Raw genomic sequence first — 22276 nt, 5'->3', positions numbered from 1 at the left:
ATATTGAGTGCATGACGCCAAACAGACGCCAATTCATCATCCTGGGAACTGCTGCGGCAACCGCCGCGCGGCTCGGCCCCGCCATCGTTGCGCGCACCGGTGGACGGCGCGTGCTGACGCTGGTCTACGACAAGGGGTTGGGCATGATGCGCGCGGTGGACCGGTTGGTTCCCTGACGGCTCAGTAGCTGTCTTCCGTCAGAAAGCGGCGATTGACCCAACCGCGCTGCGTTCCGTTCCAGAAGATCAGGCACCAGGTGGGGTAGGTGTTCAACTGCGCTTGCTGCTGCGCCGTCAGGGCAAAGAACTGCTGCTGGGTGACGGTCGGCACGCAATACTCAATCTGCACACCACGTGCATTGAAAGGCAGCGCATCGATCTGAAAATAGTTGGTGCCCGGCCCGACGCGAACATTCAGCACATCATTGGACGCAACGTTGTGAACCCGCCAGGCATCGGGTCCATCGGCCGTGGCATGCGCGGCGGGGGCCAGAGCGGCCAAAAGCAGGGTGACAACGGCAAGGCGGGCAAAAAAGCTTTCATCGTAAGGGTCCTTGAAGGGGCTGACACTTGGGAAAGCCTAGCGGAAAGGCGCACAGCCGCTCAATGGCTGGTTTTCGCAGCCGCCTACAGAACCGGAAGAAGCACCTGGGCCAGTTGCACAATCAGCGCATCGGCAAGGCCCGCATTCCGCCCGTCCGAGCGCTGCAGGCCCATGCCCATTGTCCGCACCTCACAAGCGGCAATGGCAGCCGCAATCACCACGAACACACCAAGCAACCCGCGCCGTTTGGCGGGCAGCAGAAGGTGGCGGATCATCAGTGTGTCGAGCATGTTCATGGGTCGGTTGGGTCCAGCCATGGCCGGACCCTCCTAAGTCAAAATCAGTGGGACTGTGCGAGGAAGCGGGCGTTCACCCAGCCGCGAACCTGGCCGTTATGCGCCACAAGACACCAGCGCGAAGGGCCGCGGCTGGTCGAGATCACGGTGCAATCCTGCAGCTGCACGCCATAGGCGTTGTGCGCAAGCGCGTAGACCACGTGGTTGCGGACACCGGGGCCGCTGCGCACGTTCAGGTGGTCGTAATAGCTAACGCCTGAGACGTGGTACCAGGAATAGTTGTTGTAATGGCCCCAATTGGAATGGCCGTAGCCGCCACCTTGGCCGTGGTAAGTCACGGGCTGGGTGTGGCCGTAGCCATATTGGGGATAGGTCTGCTGACCGTATCCAGTGGCAGAGGCGGTGGTGGCCGTGACCGACAAAGCGGCGACGAGGGCGAGAGCGGTGGCTTTAACAAAACGCATGGAAGGGGTCCTTGTGTTTAAATCTATGCCACCACTATCCCCCTTTTCCGGTTACGCCCTCAATGGAGGGATTCCTGCCCAGTCATCAGCAGGGAATGTCACCTCACGTCTCATAGTCCGCCAAAGCCCCTCCGGCCCTAAGCACGTCGATCAGTGGCGACAGATGCTGTCGGTAATTGCGCCATCCCCCGACAGAAGATGAATAGATCGGTTGCCGCACCTGAGCGCTGCTGAGGGTTTTCACCGACCGCTGTGCTCGGTTGAATTCCAGCAACCGATCTTCCCAAGGCAGGCCAAGCTGCGTCACAAGTTCCTGCGTTTGCCTCTCAGGCTCGGCGATTAAATCCTCGTATCGAACTTCGAAGAAATCATTCGGGCACGCCTCGCGCCAAAAGTGCACAAACCTTTCAAATCCAAGATACGCTTCGCCCAACGCGTTCAGATCGTAGGTGTAGCGATAGGCACCGTCGATAAAGTTGTTCTTGTACATAGAAAGGCAGTTATCGCGGGGGTCGCGACGCACGACGACGATGCGGGCATCCGGGAACACCTGCTTCACAAAGCCTATCATCTGAAAGGTCAGGATTGATTTATCGGTAATAACCTTCTTCCCGGAGGCATGAGCGCGATAGGCCCGTTCGACATCGGTGCGCAATCGCGCAATCCGGGTTTCATCGAACGGGGTTTGGGTCGGCAGAGCGATCGAAATTTCCCTCGCCAACGCGGGGTACAGGATTTCGAGTTCGCCACCGGCGGCGACTGTGCTGTGGCTCGAAAGCACTGCTTCCACCAGTGAGGTGCCTGACCGCGGCATTCCAGTCACAAAAATCGGTGACGGTTCGCTGGAATATCTCTGCAATCTGGGCCTTTCCATTTCCCAGACCTTCTTGATCTCCGAAAACGCTGCATCAATTGGCGCTGAAGCGGAGATCGGATAGGTGCGCTGCTGGATCTTCTTGGCCTTTGTCAAATAGCGAAACGCTTGATCAAATTCGCCGCGATCCTCCATCGCCTTTGCAAGGCCGTACCCATACCTTACCTGCGCCTGATCTCCATTTTTTCCGGAGGCAAACAGAGATTGAGCATGCGCCACCAAGGTGTCGTCAGCTGAAACCCTGCCCAACCGCGTGTACCGAAAAAAGGCGTCCGCATCTTTCGGCGATGATGCAAGCAGGTCGGTCAAAACCTCTCTTGCCGAGCTTAGCTCGCCGATGCGCTCCAGCGCCTCGGCATGGAACTGGGATGCGCGCGCCCGAAAGGCTGGATATGCTTTTGCCTTATTGAAAAGCTCGATCGCTTCGATGGAAGCGCCTTCCTCCAAAAGCATCTGGCCTTGCGCAAGAAGGACAACTGGGTGGTCCGGGTGGCTTTTGACCGCCGCATCCACCGCTCCTTTCGCCAAATCAGTGCGGTTGCTTGAATTCGTCGCGTAAACAAGCGCAGCCAATACCTCGGGGTCAAAACCCAATCCACGTGCCGCTTCCGAAAGATGTTGGACCGCCATTGGCAGGCGCCCTTTCGCCACGTAGGCCAGCCCGAATTGCTTGTGAAGCAGTGGTGCGCCCGGGATAATCGCATTAGCCAAATGAAACTGCTTGAGGGCATCCTCAGTCCGTCCGGTCTGCAACAAAAGCTGCCCCAACTGAAGACGCGCCTCCGCGTAATCCGGGTCAATCTTCAGTGCATTGGTGTAAGCCTTTTCTGCCGCACCGACCTTGCCCTGCGCTGCACGCGCTGCCCCAAGTACCGCCCATAGTGGGGCCACTCGGGGTGGGTTTTGAGCAAACCCTTTGCTGCCCTCTCGGCTTCTGGAAACTTCCTTGTTTGGTAAAGGCCTGCAACGGCTTGAAAGTCCTTTGCCGGCAAGCGACCCAGTTTAGCCGCGCCCGACTTGTTCTTACTTGCCGCCTTTTGCTGCAATAGATCCAAGAGCGGCTTGGCTGTCGCGATGCTCTCGCCTCATCAAGGATTGAAGCGAGAGCATCGCTTTCGCCCAAGGCTACGGCTGCGTCGATGGATGCAATCCAAAGGGCAGGCTCCGATTGTGAGTCTTGCCGCGCCATCCGCAAAGCTTCGATCGCATCCTTCGCACGCCCGGCCGCAATCAACATCTGTGCACGCAAAACGATGGCATCGACCGGGCTTTCGCCACTGTCGGCCAAACGCGTCAGTAGGGCATCCGCAAGTTCTGCATCACCCGCGGCCAAAGCCGTCTTGGTTTGCATTAACAGACGTGTGCCTTGTGTGCTGAGTGTCATGCCACCTCAGAAAGTCTCGCAAGCGCCTCCTTCAGCCGCGCCTCCTCCTCTTCGCGGGCGGCGAGGTTTTCCTTTGTTTCCTCAACCACTTCGGGCGGCGCGCTTTCGGCGAATTTGGGGTTGTTCACCCGCCCGCGTAGCCCGCCCAACTCCTTGGCGAGTTTGCCAAGGGTTTTCTCAAGCCGCGCCTTTTCTTCGGCCACGTCGATCAGATCGGCGATGGGCAGCGCGAAGGTACCGCCATCAACGGCAATCGTCACAGCGCCCTTTGGCAGCGTGTCGGTTGGGGTGACTTCGCTGAGGCGCGCGAGCCGTTCGATCATCGCGGCGTTGCGGGCGAAAGCCCCCTGCCCGGCATCGTCGAGGTCAGCTTGCAGAAGCTGGCATTTGAGGCCTGCCGGCACATGCATCTGCGCGCGGACCGACCTGATTTCCTCGATCAGCCCGATCACCCAGCGCATTTCCTTCTCGGCGGCGTCATCAATTAACTCCGCGCCATAGGCGGGCCAATCGGCGTGCACGAGGGGTTTGTCGCGGGTCGCGATCTCGGCCCAAAGCTCTTCGGTGATGAAGGGCATGGTGGGGTGCAAAAGGATCATGCATTGGTCGATGACCCAGGCCATTGTGGCGCGGGTTTCGGCGATAACGGCGTCGTCGCCAGATGCGAAGAGCGGCTTGGCAAATTCCAGATACCAGTCGCAGACTTTGCCCCAGACGAACTGGTAGAGGCCGTTAGCGGCGTCGTTAAAGCGATAGTTTTCAAGGGCTTCATCATGAGCCAACCGCGCGCGGGCGGTTTCGCCGACGATCCACTTGTTGACCGTTTGAGTGACGCTCGCGGGGTCGAAGTCAGCACTCGGCTTGCATTCATTCATCTCCGCAAAGCGCGCGGCGTTCCAGAGCTTGGTGCCGAAGTTCCGGTAGCCCGCGATGCGGTCCTTGGAGAGCTTCAGGTCGCGGCCCATGGCGGCCATGGAGGTCAGCGTGAAACGCACAGCATCGGCGCCGTATTCGTCGATGAGTTCGAGCGGGTCGAGCACGTTGCCGGTGCTCTTCGACATCTTCTTGCCCTTCTCGTCACGGACAAGGGCGTGGACGTAGACGTCCTTGAAGGGGATGTCATCGACGACGGCGAGTTGCATCATCATCATCCGGGCGACCCAGAAAAAGATGATGTCGAAGCCGGAGATCAGCGTGGACGTCGGGAAATAGCGTTGCAGTTCAGGCGTTTGCTCGGGCCAACCAAGCGTGCCGATGGGCCAGAGACCGGAGGAGAACCAGGTGTCGAGGACGTCGGGGTCGCGGAATATGGACACCGGAACCGTGGGATCTGCGGGAAGCTCTACCCCTCCACCTCCGATCGGCACATTGGTCTTGCCGCCAGGTTCGAGTGGTTCATGCAGTTCTACTCGGTTCCCTTTCCAAACACCCATTTCGACGACTTCGCGCCCATAGTAGGCAAAAGTCTGTTGTCGCAATTCTTCTTTTGAGGGTGCACAGAACATCTGAATGTCGCCTTGCGCGAAGCTTGTGTATTGCTTGCCGTGCAGGTCCAGCAGCTTTGGCCCGTACCAAACCGGGATCTGGTGGCCCCACCACAGCTGGCGAGAGATGGTCCAGGGCTCGATATTCTCCAGCCAGTGGAAATACACCTTCCGGTGCTGTTCGGGCATGATGCGAACGCGGCTGTCGCGGACGGCGTCGAGGGCGGGGCCGACGATTTTTGCTGTATCTACAAACCATTGGTCGGTCAGCATCGGCTCGATCACGACCTTGGAGCGGTCGCCGAAGGGCTGAGTGATGGGCTTGGCCTCGACCAGCGGGACGGTCGTGATTTCCTCGTCCTCACCCTTCTTTTTCTTGCCCCCCAGACGCGGATCGTCGGAGGTGGTCATGACGGCGAGGCCCTCGGCGGTGATCTCCGCCACAACCTTTTCGCGGGCGTCGAACCGGTCCAAGCCGCGCAGGTGATCGGGGACGAGGTTGAGGGCATCAACCTCCATCTCGCCCAGAGTTTTCTCCCCATTTGCAACGGCTTGCGCGATTTTTGCGGCCTCTGCGTAAGGCGCGCCGTCTTCACGGAGCGCGCCTTTGGTGTCGAGCAAACGATAGCAGGGAATGCTGCCGCGCTTGGCGACTTCGTAGTCGTTGAAATCATGCGCGCCAGTGATTTTCACGGCACCGGAGCCGAAATTCATGTCCGGGTATTCATCGGTGATGATCGGGATCAGTCGGCGATGTTCCTTGGGGCCAACCGGAATTTCGCAGAGTTTTCCGACAATTGGCGCATAGCGTTCGTCATCCGGATGGACCGCAACCGCGCCGTCGCCGAGCATGGTTTCGGGCCGCGTTGTGGCGATGGAGATGTAGTCGCGCGTTTCGCGCAACGTGACCTCTCCGTCCTCGTTTTTTTCAACATATTCATAGGTTTGGCCATCAGCGAGCGGGTATTTGAAATGCCACATATGGCCCGCGACGTCGGTATTCTCGACCTCAAGATCCGAGATCGCAGTTTCGAAATGCGGGTCCCAGTTGACCAGCCTTTTTCCCCGATAAATCAGACCCTTATTGTACATGTCGACGAAGACGCGGATGACGGCATCGTGGAAATTGCCCTCTTCGCCTTCGGGCGCGTTGGGCGCGCCGGACATGGTGAACGCCTCACGCGACCAGTCGCAGGAGGCGCCGAGGCGCTTCAACTGCTCAATGATCGTGCCGCCGGATTGCTTTTTCCAGGCCCAGACGTGGTCCAGAAATTCCTCTCGACTCAAGCCTTTACGCTGGATTTGGGACTTCGCGAGCTCGCGTTCAACGACCATTTGCGTGGCGATGCCCGCGTGGTCCGTTCCCGGTTGCCAGAGCGTGTCGAAGCCGCGCATGCGGTGCCAACGGATCAGGACGTCTTGCAGCGTGTTGTTGAAGGCGTGGCCCACATGGAGGACGCCCGTGACGTTGGGCGGCGGAATCATGATCGAGTAAGCGTCTGATTTTCCGTCCCAATTCGCGCCAGCGGCAAAGCAATTGCGGGCCTGCCACATGCTTGAGATGCGGGCCTCGGCCTCGGCGGCGTTGAATGACTTTTCCATGCGTCTTGTCCATCTGCGGGTGTGGCCCGTCAGGTAGCCGATGCAAGCGCCGAGGTGAAGGGAGATGCGTTCATTTGAACGGAGATGCGTTCATCTGGACGCATATTTTTCGAAAACTGCGTTCAAGTGAACGCATTTCCGGGCTTGGTCGCGGGCGGGTAAAACTTCGTTCAGGTGAACGCATCTCAGCTCAGACGCGCGGCCAGATTGCTGGCGACCCGCATGATCGCTTCTTCGCCAAGATCGCCCATGTCGAGGGTCGCGGTGACCGGGGTTTCATCGGAGCGGCGCAGGCGGCGGTAGGCGGGGTCGTAGTGGTCGGTGATGAGCGCGTGGGCAAGGGCCTGGGTTTCACCGTTTTGCAGATGGGCGATCCACTTTTCCACGGTGGCGTGACCCGCGAGCTGGCGCAGGTGGTCCAGGCGGGAGATCAGCGCATCGGGAGTGGCGACAAGGGGGGCGTATTGGGTGGACAGGTATCGGGCGCGGTTCTCGGGCGTGGCCTCCAGCACGATGCGGGGGCTGTTCTTCATCGCGGCCCAGAGCGCGGGTGGAAGGCGGAGGGTGCCGATGCGAGCGGATTCGGCCTCGATCAGGAGCGGGCGGGACGGATCGAGGGTGGAGAGGGTTTCGAGGATCCGGCTTTCGAACCCTTTCTGGGCCGGTTGGTCGCCATTGATGTCGCCGAGGATGGAGCCGCGATGGTTGGCGAGGCCTTCAAGGTCGAGGACCTGCGCGCCGTGGGTCGCGGCGGCTTTGAGGACATCGGTTTTCGCGGTGCCGGTGAGACCGTCGAGGCGGATGACCTTGAAGGGCAGCGTGCCATCGTAGAGCTCGGCCACGACATGACGACGCCAGGATTGGTAGCCGCCTTGCAGAGTTTCGGCACGCCAGCCAATCTGTTGAAGGATCGAGGTGAAGCTGCCCGAGCGCTGCCCGCCACGCCAGCAATAGACAAGCGGTCGCCAGCCGCCATCGTGGTGCATCATGTGCTGCTCGATCGCGGTGGCGGCGTTGCGGGCGACAAGCGCCGCGCCGATCTTGCGGGCTTTGAAGGGGCTTTCCTGCACGTAGATGGTGCCGACGACGCTGCGTTCTTCGTTCGACAGGACGGGCATATTGACCGCGCCGGGCACGTGATCCTCAGCGAATTCGGCGGGCGAGCGGACGTCGATGATGGTGTCGAAGCCCTGGGCGCGAAGCGAGGGCAGATCGGTGAGGGGGAAGGCCATGGGAGCGGCTTAGGGGAGAATGGGGCTGGGGTCAAAGGGCGCGGGTTGCACGCGTGTGACCGGGGGCTATGCCATGGAAAGCTATGAGAAATGGAAAACCATCAACTCTTCATTCACCTCGATTTCAGCGCCTTACAGGATCACATCCTCGACCTCTTTGGGGTGATCTGTCAAAGCCTCCCACCCGTCTTCTGTCACGATCACACTGTCACCCACCTGGGCGCGGAAGGTGTCGACCGAGACGGAGCCGTCGACGGCCAGGACCATGCCGGGTTGGATCACGGTCGTATCACCGGTCACAAGCTGCGGTGTCTCAAGAAAGCTGAACCCGGTCGAGCGGCCACAGCGGAAGGGATATTCATAGCCCGCGCCCTGAATGACCTCGGCATAGGCTGCGTGGACGCTTTCGGCGGTTACACCGGGGCGGAGCGCGGCGAGCGCGGCCTGCTGGCTGGCAACGGCGACCTCGTAGACCGCGATCTGCGACGTGTCGAAGACCTCTCCGATCCAGAAGGTGCGGTCGAAGCCCAGTTTGAAGCGGTGGAAATTCGTCATGCCACAGAAGCAAAGGAAAGCAGGATCCCCATGGCGCATCACGCGGGTGGACGCGCGATGGTGGGTTTTGGTGATCGTATCGCCAGTCGCCATGATTTGCAGGAAATGCATGTTAGGCGACATGTCTGCGTCGGTGTAATGATCCGCCAGAAGCTGCGCCGCCTTGCGGGTACCGGCCTGCGTAGTGGCGAGGGCAACCTCGAATTCCGGCACGCCGTCGCCAATGGCGGCGCGCCCCGCTGCCATCATGGCATTCGCGACCTCGCTCGCATGGCGGGCCATTTGCAACTCCTCAGGTGATTTGATCATGCGCATCCGCGCAAGGATCGCCGCCGCATCTGCATATTCGCCACCTGTCTGCGCATCGACATAAGACCGGACAGGGCGGGCATATGCGCGGGTTCAATGGCGACACGCCCCTTAAGGAGCGCGGGCAGATCGCCGCGCCATTCGTCGCCCATGCCATCGTTCCACGGCGCGATGCGGTCAACCCGAGCCGCGGATTTGGCGGTATTGAGGTCGATGGTGGGGGTGATCAGAACGCTAGCCTCGTCAGGCTGAACGACAAGGATTGTGGGGCGTCCGAATTCCATATGCAGGTAATCGTAATAGCCCGTCAGGTAGTAAACGTTATCGTCATCGGTGATCAGGGCCACGTCGATGCCATGGTCCGAAAGCTGCGCGCGGAATGCCTGCATCCGGTCGTGAAAAAGGCTCATGTCAGCATCCCGTCGCAGGGCATCGGGGCCTCATCCCCGCATGCGCATGTGCGCGATGATCTGGCCATGGTCTGAGGCGAGCTTGTTGTAGGGCGCCTCGGGGTGGGAGCCGTCGGTCAGGTGGTCGTTGAGGACGGAGAAGTAATCCATCTCGCCGATCCGATCCGGGTTCTCGGGCAGGAAGTGGCGGCTGACATGAAGATCTGGTCGATGCTCTCGTACACGCCGCCAAAGGCGGAGGTGTAGACCATGTCGCGGCGGGATTTGCGGGCGAAGAGGCTTTCGGCGGAATGCAGACGGACGGCCTCGATATCCTCGGTGATCTGGATGTGGTCTTCCTCGGAATAGCGGTCGCGCGGGGTCTGGGCGTCGTGGCGGAGCATCCATTGGTAGTTCTTGAAGGGCGTCTCGCCGGTTATGATCTCGGAGGAGACGGCGTGTTCGCTGTCGTTGAAATCGCCGAGCACCATGACCGGGTGGCCTTGGGTCAGTTCATCCACGATGGCGCGGCGCAGCACCCAGGCCTCGGCCATTCGGCGCAGGCCGGCACGCAGGCTGCCCAGGGCGCGGGCGGTGGGGTCGTAATTGGTCAGGTCATTGGCGGGGGGATAGGCCGCGCCTTCGGGCGTGATCTGCTCGCCCAGTTTTGATTTCAGGTGGCAGTTGAAGACGGTAAGGATGGTGTCGCCCACGGGGATGCGCGCCTTTAGAATTGGGCGCGACAGGCGGCGAAGGCGAAAAAGCCGGCCTCGTCATTCTCGAACCCACGTAGGGGGGCGAAAGGGATATCGAGCGGTGCGGGAAGGTCCTGGATGATCTGGGGCGGCTCGGCAAAGCCGTTGCGCGACAGGATTGCGACGCCGGGGCGGCGTTGGCCGGGCTCCCCTGTATCGGCAGCGTTGGGGGCGAAGGCGAGCGTTGCGTCATCGTAGGGCGCGACGGCGAGCTTCCGGAAGATCGCCTTGCGATGGTAGCGCTTGGAGCGGTCGGGGATGGTGGCGGCGTTTAACTCCCGCGCACGGCGCGAGGTCTCCGCGATGACGGCTTGAAGGGGGCTTCCTCGAAAATCTCCTGAAAGCCGATGATATCGGCGTCCATGGTCAGGAGTTGGTCGGCGAGCCAATCTTCCTTCCAGGCATATTCCTCGGGCGTGTAGGACTGGAAGCGGTAGTATTCCTGATCCGGCCCAATCAGGTTTTTCACGTTGAAGCTGGCGATTGAGAAATCGGGCACGCGCTCAGATCTCGTCATTCATTTTGCGGAAGCGTTGGATCAGGCTGGACGTATCCCACCGCCCGCCGCCCAGTTGCTGCACTTCGGCGTAGAACTGGTCGACCATGGCGGTCACGGGCAGCGACAGGCCCATATCCTTGCCCTGCGCCAAGGCAATGCCGAGGTCCTTGCGCATCCAATCCACCGCAAAGCCGTGGTTGAATTCATTGTCGACCATGGTGCCCGCGCGGTTGGCCAGCTGCCAGGACCCGCCCGCGCCCTGGCTGACGAGGTCGGCTACCTGCTTGGCGTCCAGCCCGGCTTTCATGGCCATGTAGAGGCCTTCGGAAACCGCCTGGATCGCGCCCGCGATGCAGACCTGGTTGATCATCTTGACCAACTGGCCGGATCCGACAGGCCCGAAATGCACGCTTGCCTTGGAATAGGCGGCGATGACGGGTTTTGCCGCCTCAAAATGCGCGGCTTCGCCGCCGCACATGATGGCGAGTTGGCCGTTTTCGGCGCCTGCCTGCCCGCCTGAGACGGGAGCGTCGACCCAGCCCACGCCCTGATCGGACGCAACTGCGGCAAGTTCCTTGGTGACGATCGCCGATACGGTGGTGTGGTCGACAAAGATCGCCCCCTCTTTCATGCCGGCAAGTGCGCCGTCATCGCCCAGAACGACGCTCCGCAAATCATCGTCATTGCCGACACAGGCCATGACAAAGTCCGCGCCATCCGTCGCCTCGCGCGGCGTCGATGCGAAACCGCCGCCGATCTCGGACGCCCACCTCTCGGCCTTGTGTGTGGTGCGATTGTAGACCGTCACGTCATGGCCCGCGCCCATAAGATGCGCGGCCATGGGGTAGCCCATCACGCCAAGTCCAAGGAATGCCAGTTTCGCCATGGGAGCCTCCGCCAATAAAAGTTGCGCGGAACGTAGCAGGCACGGCGGTGGTGTCTAGCGTCCGACACGGGCCAGGTCTCGTCTTCCTTGTTTCAAAAATACCTCAGGGGAGTCCGCAGGACGGGGGCAGCGCCCCCTCTACCCGTCAAATGTCCAGCGATAGCCCGGCGGGGTCGGGCCCTTGTTGCGTCCGCCCTGCTCAGACTGCTCCCAGGCATGGGCAAGGATGCCGACCGAGCGCGACAGGCAGAAGAACCCGCGCGCGAGTGGCGCGGGGCAGCCCAATTCCGCAAAAATCACCGCCGTGGCCCCGTCGATGTTCATAGGCACGGGTCGGCCCTTTTCCTCGGCCAGATGTGCCTCGATCGCGCGGCCGATCATGGCATAGGCCCCGGGGACGGAGCCTGTCTCAGCGCACTCATCGACCAATTGCAGCAGGCGCGGAGCGCGCGGGTCGGTGGGTTTGTGAAAGCGATGCCCAAAGCCCGGAAGGTACGGCCCTTTCTGCGCGCGCCATGTGCCGAGGGTGGAGGCGATGTTTTCCGGGCCTGCCCGCTCGACATGATGGTAGAGGGCCACGGCCTGTTCCCCTGCCCCGCCGTGCACATCACCCAGCATGTTGAGGCCAGTGGCCATGGCATTGTTGAGGCCGACACCGCAGGTGGTGGCCATACGGGCGGCGGCGATGGAGGGGGCTTGCGGGCCATGGTCGACGGCAGCGACAAGCGCCGCCTCGAAGAGCGCCGCGCGGGGGCCGTTGATTTCTTCGCCCATGACCATCAGCCAGATCATTTCGGCAAAGCTGCGATTGCCGATATGGTCTTGAACGGGCGTGCCGCGCAGGTCGATGCGGCCAGGTTCCATGTCGATGATCTTGGTGCGCCACCAATCTGACACATCGCTCATATCGCGCCCTCCTCGGTCATCCTTTGGATGTCCGCCTCTGCGTAGCCCAGATCGCGCAGGATGTCGTGTGTGTGCTCGCCGAGGGCGGGCGGCGGGGTTGCCACGGACGGCCGCGTGTCGTCCATGCGGAAGCCGGTGGTCACGACGTCTATGCTTTGATCAAGGCTTGGCGGATCGAAGCGCGCGATCAAGCCGCGATCCGCGATTTGCGGGTGGGACAGGATTTGCGGGACAGTCAGGACGGGGCCAGCGGGGATGCCATGGGCATTCAAGGCTTCGACCCAATGCGCGGCGGTTTGGCCGGTAAGCACCGTTTCCAGCTCGGCCCGCAGGGCGTGGCGGTTGGCCTTGCGGTCTTCACGCGTTGCAAAGCGGGCATCTGCCAAGAGGTCGGACCGACCGAGGAGGGACGCGAGCGCCTGCCATTGCTCATCCTTGTTGGCGGCGATGTTAAGGGGCGCGTCGAGCGCCTGGAACGTGCCAGAAGGAGCAGACGTTGGGTTCTCGTTGCCGTGCGCCTGGGGTGTTGCGCCGCCAATCAGGTGGTTTGAGACGACCCAGCCCATGGTGGCGAGCGTGGCCTCCAGCATGCTCACATCGATGAAGCTGCCGCGCGGATTGGCGTTGAGGGCGGCGGTGATGGCCATGGCGGCGGTGAGGCCGCCGATGGTGTCCGACAGCGGGTAGCCCACGCGGGTGGGCGTGTCGTGGCCGGTGATGGACATCACGCCGGACGCGCCTTGGATGATCTGATCATAGGCGGGTTGCGCGGCCATGGGGCCGTCTTGGCCGAAGCCGGAGATGGCGCAGTAGATCAGAGCAGGGTTGGTTTCGCGCAGGGTGTCGTAGCTGAGGTCGAGGCGGGCCATCACACCGGGGCGGAAGTTTTCGACAAGGACATCAGCACTGGCGACGAGGCGTTTGAGGGCCTCTTTGCCGGATGCATGTTTGAGGTTGAGCGTAATGGATGTCTTGCCCGCGTTTTGGGCGAGGAAGGAGATGCCCATGCCCTGCGCGCTGAGGTCGGGGAAGCCCCGAGGTTGCGAGCCAGATCGCCCCGACCTGGGGTTTCGACCTTGATGACCTCCGCCCCCAGATGGGCCAGTTGATGGCAGGCAAAGGGACCCGCCAGCACATTGGTGAGGTCGAGCACCCGTACCCCGGACAGGGGTGCAGGTGAGGTCGCTTCAGTCGCCATCTGCCACGCCTTCGGCCCGCTTGCGGGCGCGGCGCGCGCGGTAGCTTGGCAGCAGCACCAGAACGGCGGCCAGGATCAGCAGACCCAGGGCCATGGGCCGGTCGAAGATGAACCCGAAGCCCTGCGCCAGCTGCATGGAGCGGGACAGGTTATCCTCAAGCATCGTGCCGAGGATGAAGCCGATCAGAAGCGGTGCCAGCGGATAGTCCGCAAAGCGTAGGATCGTGGCCACCACGCCAAAGCCCACGAGGATCAAAAGCTCCGTCGAATTGTTCTGCCCGATATAGGCCCCCATCAGGGTGAAGAACAAAATGAACGGGATCAGGTAGTTGCGCGGGATTGCGAGGATCTTGGCGATATAGGGGATCAGCGGCAGGTTCAGGATCAGGAGAACCAGGTTGCCGATATACATCGAGATGATGACGGCCCAGAAGACCTGCGGCTCATCCGTCATCAGGCGGGGGCCGGGCGTCACGTTGAGCGCGATGAGGGCACCCAGAAGGATCGCCGTTGTACCGGAGCCCGGGATGCCAAGCGTCAGGAGTGGCACGAAGGAGCCGGTACAGGCGGCGTTGTTGGCGGTTTCGGGCGCTGCGAGGCCCTTGATGGAGCCTTTGCCGAACTCCTCCTGCTCGCCCTTTGGCGCGATGTTGCGTTCGACCGCGTAGCCCAGGAACGAGGCGATGGTGGCCCCTGCCCCAGGCAGGACGCCGATGAAGAAGCCTTGCACCGATTGCCGGCCAATGACGGGGATCATCTTGCGCCCTTCCTCGCGGCTGAAGCGCAGGTTGGTGATCTTGCCGCCTGATGCGCCGTCAGAGCCTTGGGCCGAGCGGGCCGGGTTCATCACCAGGAAGATCGCCTCGGGCAGGGCGAACATCGCCATGGCCAGCGTGATGAAGGAGAAGCCCGATTGCAGGTCCATCAGGCCCATCGTGAAGCGGGGCATGTTGAATTGCGCACCTTCGCCGACGGTCGCCATGATCAGGCCCAGAAGCGTCATCATCAGCGCCTTGCCGACTTGGCCTGTGCCCGCGAAGGCGGCGATGGCCGAGAGGCCCACGACCATCAGCGCGAAGTATTCGGCGGAGTGGAACAGGAGTGCCACCGACGAGAGCATCGGGGCGAAGACCATCAGGAGGATCGCGCCGATTGTGCCGCCCGCGAAGGAAGAGACGGCCGCGATGGTGAGCGCTTTGCCCGCCATGCCCTTTTGCGCCATCGGATAGCCATCGAAGCTGGTGGCCACCGTGCCCGCGACCCCCGGCGCGTTCAGCAGGATCGAGGAGGTGGAGCCACCAAAGATGGCCCCGTAATAGACGCCCGCCAGCAGGATCAGCGCGGCGGTGGGATCGCCAAGCGTGATCGCCACGGGGATCATGATGGCGATGATGGACATCGGCCCGAGGCCGGGCAGCATGCCGATGAATGTGCCGATGATGCATCCGAAGACGACCATCATCAGGTTGAACGGGTTGATGGCCGTGGACAGGCCGATCATGAGACCTTCAAGCATGACGAACCTCCCTCAATTCACGAGAAATGTGGGCCAGGGCCGCAGGAAGATGCCGAGCACCTCTTGCACCAGATACCACACGAAGAAGGTCGCCACGGCGGCAATGGGGATGAGGTAGTGGAACTTACGTTCCCCCAGAACCGTGGCGCCAAGGCTGAGAAACAGGATCGTTGAGGCGATGAAGCCAAGCGGACGCAAGCATAGCGCGTAGGCGACCATCAGCCCCAGAAGGGCGAGCGCCTGACCGATGTGATACTGGCCGAGATTGCGGTAGTTGATGTCGGTGGCCGAAGGCTCTTTCTCGGTGCTCTGCTTTTCAATGCCGAGCAGCACGACGAGGCCGACGATCACGCCGCAGATCGACAGGATTTTGGGGAAGGTCGAGGGCCAGACCGGGTTGCGCTGCATAAAGGGCGGCAACAGGTGGTCCATGGTGAAGAACGCGGCATAGCCGTAGAGCACGCAGAGTGCCACGAAGACCAGCGCGATCCAGCGATCGAGCGCCATTGGGGGCCTCCTTCCGGTGTTTGAAGTGTTTTGGTGGTCCCGGGCCAAGGCCCGGTCCACGACGTGATGTAGGCCGGGCTTCAGCCCGGGTCGTGGCGCGCGAGTGAGCCCCGCGCGCCATAATGGATTTACAGGAACCCTAGAGTGCGCATCAGATCACCGATCTGCTGTTCCTGTGCTTCGAGGAAGGCCTCAAAATCGGCACCGGGGTTGTGGATGTTCACCCAACCGTTGCGGGCACGAACTTCTTCCCATTCGGGGGTGTCGTACATCGCAGCGATGGCGGCGCGCATGCTTTCGACGGTTGCATCATCCAGACCGGGTGCGGCGAAGAAGCCGCGCCAGTTGACGAATTCCACGTCGAGGCCCTGCTCCATCATCGTAGGCGCGTCGGCGAAGGTGTCGACACGATCCGCTGCGGTCACACCGATGATGCGGACTTCGCCCTGCTGAGCCAGTGCCACGGCTTCCGAGAAGCCGGTGGAAAGTGCCTGGATCTCACCCGAGAGAAGGGCTGCCATTGCGGCCCCGCCTGCATCATAGGCGACATAGCTGAACCCGGTCGGGTCCTGATCTGCGGCCTGCATGGCCATGGCAGCGACAAGGTGGTCCATGCCGCCGGGCACGGAGCCGCCGCCGATGGCGAAGGCGCCTGCATCGGCTTCATAGGCCGCCACAAGCCCTGCCATGTCCTGGATTTCGCTGTCTGCGCCAACGACGAGGGCGGCGTAGTCACCGATGGTGCCGGCCACAAGCGTCAGGTCACGGAAGCTTTGCGGGAACACACCCGTCAGCGAACGTATAACGATTGGGGTGGAATTCACCATCATCGTGTTGCCCATGCTGTCGGCATTCTCGATCAGGTGGGCGATGGCCACACCGCCGCCGCCACCGGACATGTTCTCGTAGGATGCGGTGCCAACGAGGCCAGCGCCTGTCAGCGCCTCACCGGTGCCACGCGCGGTGCCATCCCAGCCGCCACCGGCGCCGCCGGGGATCAGGAAGTGCAGCTCTTCGAGCACCTGGTGCCCGTCAGCCTGTGCTGCACCGGAAAATGCCACCATAGCGGCGGCCGCCGTCATCATAACGCGACGTGTGAATTTCATTTGGTTTTCCTCCCATAGTTGGACGGTCCTCCACCGTCCTTGGGGGATCTCGTTGCATGTGAAGCTGACAGAAGCCTGACATGGACAGGTGAACCCGGCGCTCTAGCTTAGAGGACGGATCGGGAAAGGCGCAGGCACGTGTGTGCCGGTCCACGGACGCTGGGCGGTGACGCTGGACTTCAAAGGATCGAATGGCGTAGCTTTTCCAAGTCCGGTGCCCCAAATGGAGGAGTGGTCTTGAGCGACGTTGAGGCACTGAGCGCGGCCCTGCTTTCGGCGCTTGCCAACGAAGTTGGCGGTGAGATCGGGACGGCGTTTCTGGAACGTGTCGTCTTTGCCCTGCGCCGTGCCATGGATGCCCGGATGGTTCTGGTGACCGTCGGGAATGGCAACCCCGCCACCCGTGCAGAAGCAACCTATGCGCTGAAGGATGGCATGCCGAAGGCGGGCATTGCCTATAACCTTCAAGGCACGCCCTGCCATTGTGTCTACCGCGGAGAAACGTTCACGGTTCCGCGGGCTTTGGCCCAACAATTCCCGCGCGAAAGCGGCTGGGAAGGCTATGTGGGCGTCCCCATTCGCGACCATGAAAATCGGGTTGTCGGCAACTTTGCCGTCTTCTCGGAATCGCCGATTGTCATGCCGCAGATGGCCACGGACATCGTAAAGATCTTTGGCGCACGGATAGAGGCCGAGATGCGGCACAAGACGCTGATCGCAGAGCGTGAACAGTTGATTGACCGTCTGCAGTCGCTCAACGAGTCGATGGAATTGCGCAATCAGGCCCTGCACGAAGCCAATCAGTTCAAGACCTCGGTGATGGGTATGGTGGCCCATGACATCCGCAACCCGTTGGCTGCGATTGTCGCAAAGGTCGAGTTGATGCAGGCGCGGCTTAGCAACGGCCGGTTTGACGCCGAAAAAGCCGAAGTGGAGTTCGAGAAGATCATGGCGAATGCCGACCGGCTTTCGGGGATCATTGATGCCACGCTGGCCCGGTGCCGGAGCGAGAGCGCGCGGATTGCGATCCGCCCGCGTGAGACCGACGCAACCTCGCTGGTGCGTCAGGCGGTCAGCAACAACGCTGAGGATGCAGCGCGCAAGGACATCGCGATACGGCTGGAGGCGGATGGCCCTGTCATGGCGCTGCTGGATGAAACGCTGTGCCTGGAGGCCATCGACAACCTGATCGGCAATGCGGTGAAATATTCGCCGCCCGCCACCGAGATCACAGCTCGCGTCGAGGTCGGCCATGGGGCGGTCACGGTCCATGTGCAGGACCAGGGTCAGGGCATGACGCAGAGCGATCTGAGCCACGCGTTCGGGGCGTTTCAGATCCTCTCGGCCAAGCCGACCGGTGGTGAAAGTGCCACGGGCCTTGGACTGAGCAATGTGCGGCAGATCGCGCGGGCCCATGGCGGCGACGTGACGGCGGCCAGCGACGGCCCCGGCAAGGGCGCGGTCTTTTCGCTGCGCCTGCCGCTGCGGTCTGACGGATCGCAGGGCCAATTGGCGCGGTCGGCCGGTTGATCCGGGCGAGGACATTCATCAAAAAAGGGGCCTGATATGCGCAAAATGGCAGCGCTTTTATTTCCGGGGTTCCAGACCCTCGACTATTTCGGGCCGATCGAGATGCTCGGCGGGTTTCGGGACGAGATTGAGGTTGTGACCGTTGCGATGACGCTTGATCCGGTGCCAAGCCGCCATGGGCAGCGGATCGTGCCGGACCGGACGCTGGCAGAGAGCAGCGACTATGAACTTCTGTTTGTGCCGGGCGGCGACTCGGCCCTGGACGCGGCGAAGGACGCGGATTTTCTGGGGTGGATTGCAGAAACCTCGGCCAAGGCGGAACGCGTGATGGCGGTTTGCACGGGCACCATTGTGCTTGGCATGGCGGGTGTGTTGGACGGCAAGCGCGCGACGACGAACAAGCTCGACTTCAACGACACGGTGCATCTGGCCCCCAAAGTGGAGTGGGTGAAACAGGCCCGCTGGGTGCAGGATGGAAAATTCTTCACCTCATCCGGTGTATCGGCGGGCATGGACATGGCGCTGGCGGCCGCGGCGGATTTGTTCGGGCGCGCAGCGGCCGATGAGATGGCCGAGGGGTCGGAGTACATCTGGAACGATGACCCGGACCACGATCCCTTTGCGGCCATGGCCGGGCTGGTCTGACATCTGGACAGTTGCGTCGGATGAATGGCAACGGCACTCTCGCGCGTGAGGGAGGGCCGGATGCGGTTTCTATTGGTCGAAGACAATGCGGAACTGGCCGAGGCGGTGGTGCAGCGGCTGGGGCTGGATGGCCATGCCGTGGACCATGCCGGCACGCTTGGCGCGGCGGAGGATTGTCTGGCCGTGGCCGATTACGACCTGATCCTGCTGGACGTGATGCTGCCGGATGGAGACGGGCGCGAATTCCTGAGCCACCACCGCGATCACCTCGAGACGCCGGTGATCGTGCTGACCGCGCGCAGCCAGATCAGCGACCGGGTGGGCGCGCTGGACCAAGGCGCCGACGATTACATCACGAAGCCCTTTGATTTCAGTGAGTTGGAGGCGCGGTGCCGGGCTGTTCTGCGCCGTCGCGGCGGCGCGGCGAAGAACGAGATCACCTTGGGCGAGGCCGTATTCGACCCCATGGCTGGCACGTTGCGGCATGGTGGCCAGGTGCTGGACCTGCGCAACCGGGAATTGCGCCTGTTGGAGGTGTTCGCCCGCGCGCAGGGGCAGATCCTATCCAAGGGGCAATTGCTGGACCGCCTCTTCAGCCTTGAGGCGGATGTGACGGAGAACGCCATCGAGGTTTACGTGGGCCGGTTGCGCAAGAAGCTGGACGGGGTTGGCGTGCGGATCGAGACGGTGCGTGGACTTGGCTACCGGATGGATACATGAGCGGCGGAGTCTCGGAACGCTGGTCGATCGCCCGGCGGCTGACGCTGTTTCTGGCGGCAATGGTTGCGATCCTGGCGCTGGTCAGCTGGTACATGGTGACGTCGTTTGCCCGTGAGGCGGCGGGGCGGACGCAGGACAATATCCTCGCGGCCTCGGCCACATCGATTGCGGAAACGCTCCGCTCCGAAGGGGGCGAGATCCGGCTGGAGCTGCCCTATTCGGCATTCTCGATGTTGGGCGCGCTGAGCGAGGACCGGGTGTTCTACCGTGTGGCGGTGGGCGACGAGGTGCTGACGGGATATGGTGATCTGGAGGGGCCGGAAGCGACCTCGGGCGAGGCGCGCTTTGCGACCCTGCCCTACCGCGACGTGACGGTACGGGCGGTCAGCCTGCAACGGATCATCCAGCGCGACGGGGCGGCGGTGCCTGTCACGGTCACGCTGGCGCAGACACGCGACGGGGTGCAGACAATTGCGGCGGGCCTGTCGCGGCAAGCGGCTGTCCTGTCGGGCATGGTGTTTGTGCTGGCGGTGGGGATCGCGGCCTTTGCGGTGCGCGCCTCGCTCCGCCCGCTGAACACGATGGCGCAGCATCTGGCGACGCGAGGGCCATCGGATTTGCGCCCGCTCAGACGTCAGGGACCGCCGGAATTGATGCCGCTGGTCCGCGCGTTGAACCGGTTGATGGAACGCCTTGGCGGATCGCTGCGCCGGTCAGAGGATTTCATCGCCGAGGCCGCGCACCGGGTGCGCACGCCGTTGGCGGTGGTGCGCGCGCAGGCGGAGATTGCCCTGCATTCGGTCGAGGAAGAGAGCCAGAAGCAGACGCTGCGCCGGGTGATCCGGGCGGTTGACGAAAGCTCCCGCTCGGCCTCGCAATTGCTGGATCATGCCATGGTCTCGTTCCGCGCCGACGATCTGACCCGCGAACGGCTCGACCTGCCTGCGCTGGTGGGGGATGTGGCCGAAGCGCTGCGGCCAACGGCGCAGATGAAGGATATCGACATTGCGCTGGATATGGCCCCGGCCCATGCGGAGGGGGATGAGATCCTGATCCAGAACGCGCTGCGCAATGTGTTGGACAATGCGATCAAATACTCCCCCGCCGAGACGGTCGTGACCCTGTCTGTCCGCAATGGCGGGGGCGAGGCGCAAGTGATGGTGCGTGATCAGGGCCCGGGCTTTGGGCAGGCATCGGCCACACAATTGACCGAACGCTTCCGGCGCGGCGATCAGGTGGAGGGTGTGGTTGGGTCCGGCCTTGGGCTGACCATCGCCGACGAAGTGCTGCGCGCCCATGGCGGACGCCTCGATCTGACCAGCAATGAGGAGGGAGCGGGCGCATGTGTGTCGCTGATCTTGCCCGCCGCATGAGGCGGTGGTTTGCGCCCCTCCTCGGGCCGCTGTTGGCGTCCCTCCTCGCCGTTTCGGCCGTGGGGGCGCAGGATTTCGAGATTGAGGATCGCCGCACCTATCCAGGCACAGGCGCGGACATGTTGCGCGTGATCTCAACCGCTGATCTGGATGTGTTCGAGCCCTTCCTTTTGCGGTTTCAAAGCACAAATCCGGACCTTGGCATTGATTATGTGGCCGTCTCATCCGCGGAGTTACACCGCGCGATCCGAGGCGGGGCTGTGTTTGATCTGGCGTTGTCCTCAGCCATGGACCTGCAATTCGCGCTGGCCAATGACGGCTTTGCGCAGAGCTATTCCAGCGCGGTGACGCAGGCTCTGCCCGATTGGGCGCGATGGAATGACCAGCTGTTCGCGTTCACGGCAGAACCCGCCGTCATCGTGATCAATGCGGAGCGGTTTGAGGGGCTTGCCCTGCCCCGCACGCGCGCCGATCTGGTCACGCTGCTGCGCGATCACCCCGACCGGTTTGCCGGTGGGGTTGGCACCTATGATCTGCGCGCCAGTGGCCTGGGCTATCTGTTTGCAACGCAGGAGGCGCGTTCCACTGATGCCTATTGGCGCCTGACGGAGGTGATGGGGCGGCTGGACGCGCGGCTTTATTGTTGTTCTTCGCAGATGATCGATGATGTCGCCTCTGGCGAATTGGCGTTGGCTTACAACGTGCTTGGCTCTTATGCCGAGGGGCGATTGGGCTTGGATGAGGGGCTTGCGATCCTGCCGTTGGAGGATTTTGCGAATGTCATGCTGCGCACCGCGCTGATCCCCGCCACAGCGGAGCGGGTTGGCGCTGCGGGTCTGATGCTGGATGCGCTTTTGAGCGAAGGAATGGGCAATGGGCCTGCGCCGGTCCTGCCGCCGTTGCAGGCGCGTGGCGAGGTTGCCGCCTCAACCTTCGGGCCGATCCGTTTGGGACCGGCCCTGATGGTGTATCTCGACCGCCTGAACCGTGAGAGTTTTCTGGAGGCCTGGGACGCCGCGATGGAGCAGTGAGCACCTTAGGCGGGTTGAGCGACGCTTTGCTTTTCCTCCAGAAACAGGACCCGCGCCCACATGGCAAAGAGCCCGATGGAGGCCGTGCTGGCTACGAAGATCGCCCAAGGGATGATAGCCATGTTCAGCGCCCGCGCCCTGGATAGGAGCAGAATAAAGGCCATGGAAACCGACATCAGCAGATCAAACCAGACCTGGTTGCCAGTGGCGTTGACGCTGTGATTGGTCCAGAACATCAGTATGCCGTCGGTCGCGATTTGAAAGAGAGTAAAGGCCAGAAAGATCGCGCTGAGGGCGGCGGGCCAGCGCCAGTTTCCGGGGCTGGTGTCCGCAGGGGACAGCGCATGGCGGAACACGACGAACAGACAGGCGGCGTAGGCGATAGCGGGGAGAAGTTGGAAGAGGGTCATGGGACTCGCCTTGGTTGAAATTATGTAGCACTTGCTACACTATGATTTTGTAGCAACCGCTA

At 62.2% G+C, this 22276-nt stretch carries 21 protein-coding genes and 2 pseudogenes; 6 read left to right on the top strand and 17 right to left on the bottom strand.

Annotated features, from left to right (window positions below; translation table 11 throughout):
- Positions 1-11: 11 nt before the first annotated feature.
- A complete protein-coding gene (locus ACZ1HK_RS18925) occupies positions 12-176 on the top strand; it encodes a Tat pathway signal protein (protein ID WP_472629996.1) in 165 nt (54 codons plus the stop codon).
- 4 nt (positions 177-180) lie between these two features.
- Here the strand turns inward: ACZ1HK_RS18925 and ACZ1HK_RS18920 are convergent, their stop codons facing one another.
- The 16 genes and pseudogenes from ACZ1HK_RS18920 to ACZ1HK_RS18845 all read right to left on the bottom strand — a co-directional run bounded on the left by ACZ1HK_RS18920 (position 181) and on the right by ACZ1HK_RS18845 (position 16505).
- Positions 181-501: an SH3 domain-containing protein gene (locus ACZ1HK_RS18920; RefSeq protein WP_472629995.1), complete on the bottom strand. Its 321-nt coding sequence runs from the start codon at positions 499-501 to the stop codon at positions 181-183.
- Between the two features lie 125 nt (positions 502-626).
- Entirely contained in the window at positions 627-860 is a 234-nt protein-coding gene (locus ACZ1HK_RS18915; protein ID WP_472629994.1) for a hypothetical protein, read from the bottom strand.
- A gap of 23 nt (positions 861-883) precedes the next feature.
- Complete coding sequence (locus ACZ1HK_RS18910) at positions 884-1303, bottom strand: SH3 domain-containing protein (RefSeq protein WP_472629993.1); 420 nt, start codon at positions 1301-1303, stop codon at positions 884-886.
- A 103-nt stretch (positions 1304-1406) separates the two neighbouring features.
- Positions 1407-3068 (bottom strand): tetratricopeptide repeat-containing sulfotransferase family protein, encoded by a 1662-nt coding sequence (locus ACZ1HK_RS18905; protein ID WP_472629992.1) that lies wholly within the window; start codon positions 3066-3068, stop codon positions 1407-1409.
- Between the two features lie 489 nt (positions 3069-3557).
- Positions 3558-6647 carry a valine--tRNA ligase gene (locus ACZ1HK_RS18900; protein ID WP_472629991.1) on the bottom strand — a complete coding sequence of 1030 codons (3090 nt, stop codon included), beginning with the start codon at positions 6645-6647 and terminating at the stop codon, positions 3558-3560.
- 185 nt (positions 6648-6832) lie between these two features.
- A complete protein-coding gene (gene mnmH, locus ACZ1HK_RS18895; RefSeq protein ID WP_472629990.1) occupies positions 6833-7879 on the bottom strand; it encodes a tRNA 2-selenouridine(34) synthase MnmH in 1047 nt (348 codons plus the stop codon).
- A 132-nt stretch (positions 7880-8011) separates the two neighbouring features.
- Complete coding sequence (locus tag ACZ1HK_RS18890) at positions 8012-8743, bottom strand: M24 family metallopeptidase (protein WP_472629989.1); 732 nt, start codon at positions 8741-8743, stop codon at positions 8012-8014.
- Complete coding sequence (locus ACZ1HK_RS18885) at positions 8740-9153, bottom strand: aminopeptidase P family N-terminal domain-containing protein (protein WP_472629988.1); 414 nt, start codon at positions 9151-9153, stop codon at positions 8740-8742. Before ACZ1HK_RS18885 ends, ACZ1HK_RS18890 begins: the two co-directional genes overlap by 4 nt.
- Positions 9154-9183: 30 nt before the next feature.
- Positions 9184-10386: pseudogene (locus ACZ1HK_RS18880) on the bottom strand (endonuclease/exonuclease/phosphatase family protein).
- A gap of 4 nt (positions 10387-10390) precedes the next feature.
- Positions 10391-11272: an NAD(P)-dependent oxidoreductase gene (locus ACZ1HK_RS18875; protein WP_472629987.1), complete on the bottom strand. Its 882-nt coding sequence runs from the start codon at positions 11270-11272 to the stop codon at positions 10391-10393.
- Positions 11273-11410: 138 nt separating this feature from the next.
- Positions 11411-12178, bottom strand: coding sequence for a citryl-CoA lyase (locus ACZ1HK_RS18870; protein ID WP_472629986.1), 768 nt, complete (start codon positions 12176-12178; stop codon positions 11411-11413).
- Entirely contained in the window at positions 12175-13185 is a 1011-nt protein-coding gene (locus tag ACZ1HK_RS18865; protein WP_472629985.1) for a CaiB/BaiF CoA transferase family protein, read from the bottom strand. The genes ACZ1HK_RS18870 and ACZ1HK_RS18865 overlap by 4 nt, the downstream gene beginning before the upstream one ends.
- A gap of 101 nt (positions 13186-13286) precedes the next feature.
- Positions 13287-13376, bottom strand: a pseudogene (locus ACZ1HK_RS18860) (hypothetical protein); the annotation flags it as partial.
- Positions 13366-14892, bottom strand: coding sequence for a tripartite tricarboxylate transporter permease (locus ACZ1HK_RS18855; RefSeq protein ID WP_472629984.1), 1527 nt, complete (start codon positions 14890-14892; stop codon positions 13366-13368). The pseudogene ACZ1HK_RS18860 and the gene ACZ1HK_RS18855, both read right to left, overlap by 11 nt.
- A gap of 12 nt (positions 14893-14904) precedes the next feature.
- Entirely contained in the window at positions 14905-15399 is a 495-nt protein-coding gene (locus ACZ1HK_RS18850; protein WP_472629983.1) for a tripartite tricarboxylate transporter TctB family protein, read from the bottom strand.
- Between the two features lie 128 nt (positions 15400-15527).
- A complete protein-coding gene (locus tag ACZ1HK_RS18845; protein WP_472629982.1) occupies positions 15528-16505 on the bottom strand; it encodes a tripartite tricarboxylate transporter substrate binding protein in 978 nt (325 codons plus the stop codon).
- Between the two features lie 237 nt (positions 16506-16742).
- Here ACZ1HK_RS18845 and ACZ1HK_RS18840 point away from each other — a divergent pair, with 237 nt between their 5' ends.
- From ACZ1HK_RS18840 to ACZ1HK_RS18820, 5 genes are read left to right on the top strand one after another with little or no spacing between them, the layout of a single operon-like run.
- On the top strand, positions 16743-18035 hold the full coding sequence (locus ACZ1HK_RS18840) for a sensor histidine kinase (protein ID WP_472629981.1): 1293 nt from the start codon (positions 16743-16745) through the stop codon (positions 18033-18035).
- A gap of 36 nt (positions 18036-18071) precedes the next feature.
- Positions 18072-18680: a DJ-1/PfpI family protein gene (locus tag ACZ1HK_RS18835; RefSeq protein WP_472629980.1), complete on the top strand. Its 609-nt coding sequence runs from the start codon at positions 18072-18074 to the stop codon at positions 18678-18680.
- Between the two features lie 60 nt (positions 18681-18740).
- Complete coding sequence (locus ACZ1HK_RS18830; protein ID WP_472629979.1) at positions 18741-19400, top strand: response regulator transcription factor; 660 nt, start codon at positions 18741-18743, stop codon at positions 19398-19400.
- Complete coding sequence (locus ACZ1HK_RS18825) at positions 19397-20773, top strand: sensor histidine kinase N-terminal domain-containing protein (protein ID WP_472629978.1); 1377 nt, start codon at positions 19397-19399, stop codon at positions 20771-20773. Before ACZ1HK_RS18830 ends, ACZ1HK_RS18825 begins: the two co-directional genes overlap by 4 nt.
- On the top strand, positions 20743-21804 hold the full coding sequence (locus ACZ1HK_RS18820) for an ABC transporter substrate-binding protein (RefSeq protein WP_472629977.1): 1062 nt from the start codon (positions 20743-20745) through the stop codon (positions 21802-21804). Before ACZ1HK_RS18825 ends, ACZ1HK_RS18820 begins: the two co-directional genes overlap by 31 nt.
- A gap of 5 nt (positions 21805-21809) precedes the next feature.
- Here ACZ1HK_RS18820 and ACZ1HK_RS18815 read toward each other — a convergent pair whose 3' ends face one another.
- Complete coding sequence (locus ACZ1HK_RS18815; protein WP_472629976.1) at positions 21810-22214, bottom strand: hypothetical protein; 405 nt, start codon at positions 22212-22214, stop codon at positions 21810-21812.
- Positions 22215-22276 lie beyond the last annotated feature (62 nt).

Source organism: Gymnodinialimonas sp. JB5-7 (assembly GCF_055693405.1).
The sequence above is the reverse complement of the archived record's forward strand: the minus strand, read 5'-3'. Positions and strand labels throughout refer to the sequence as shown.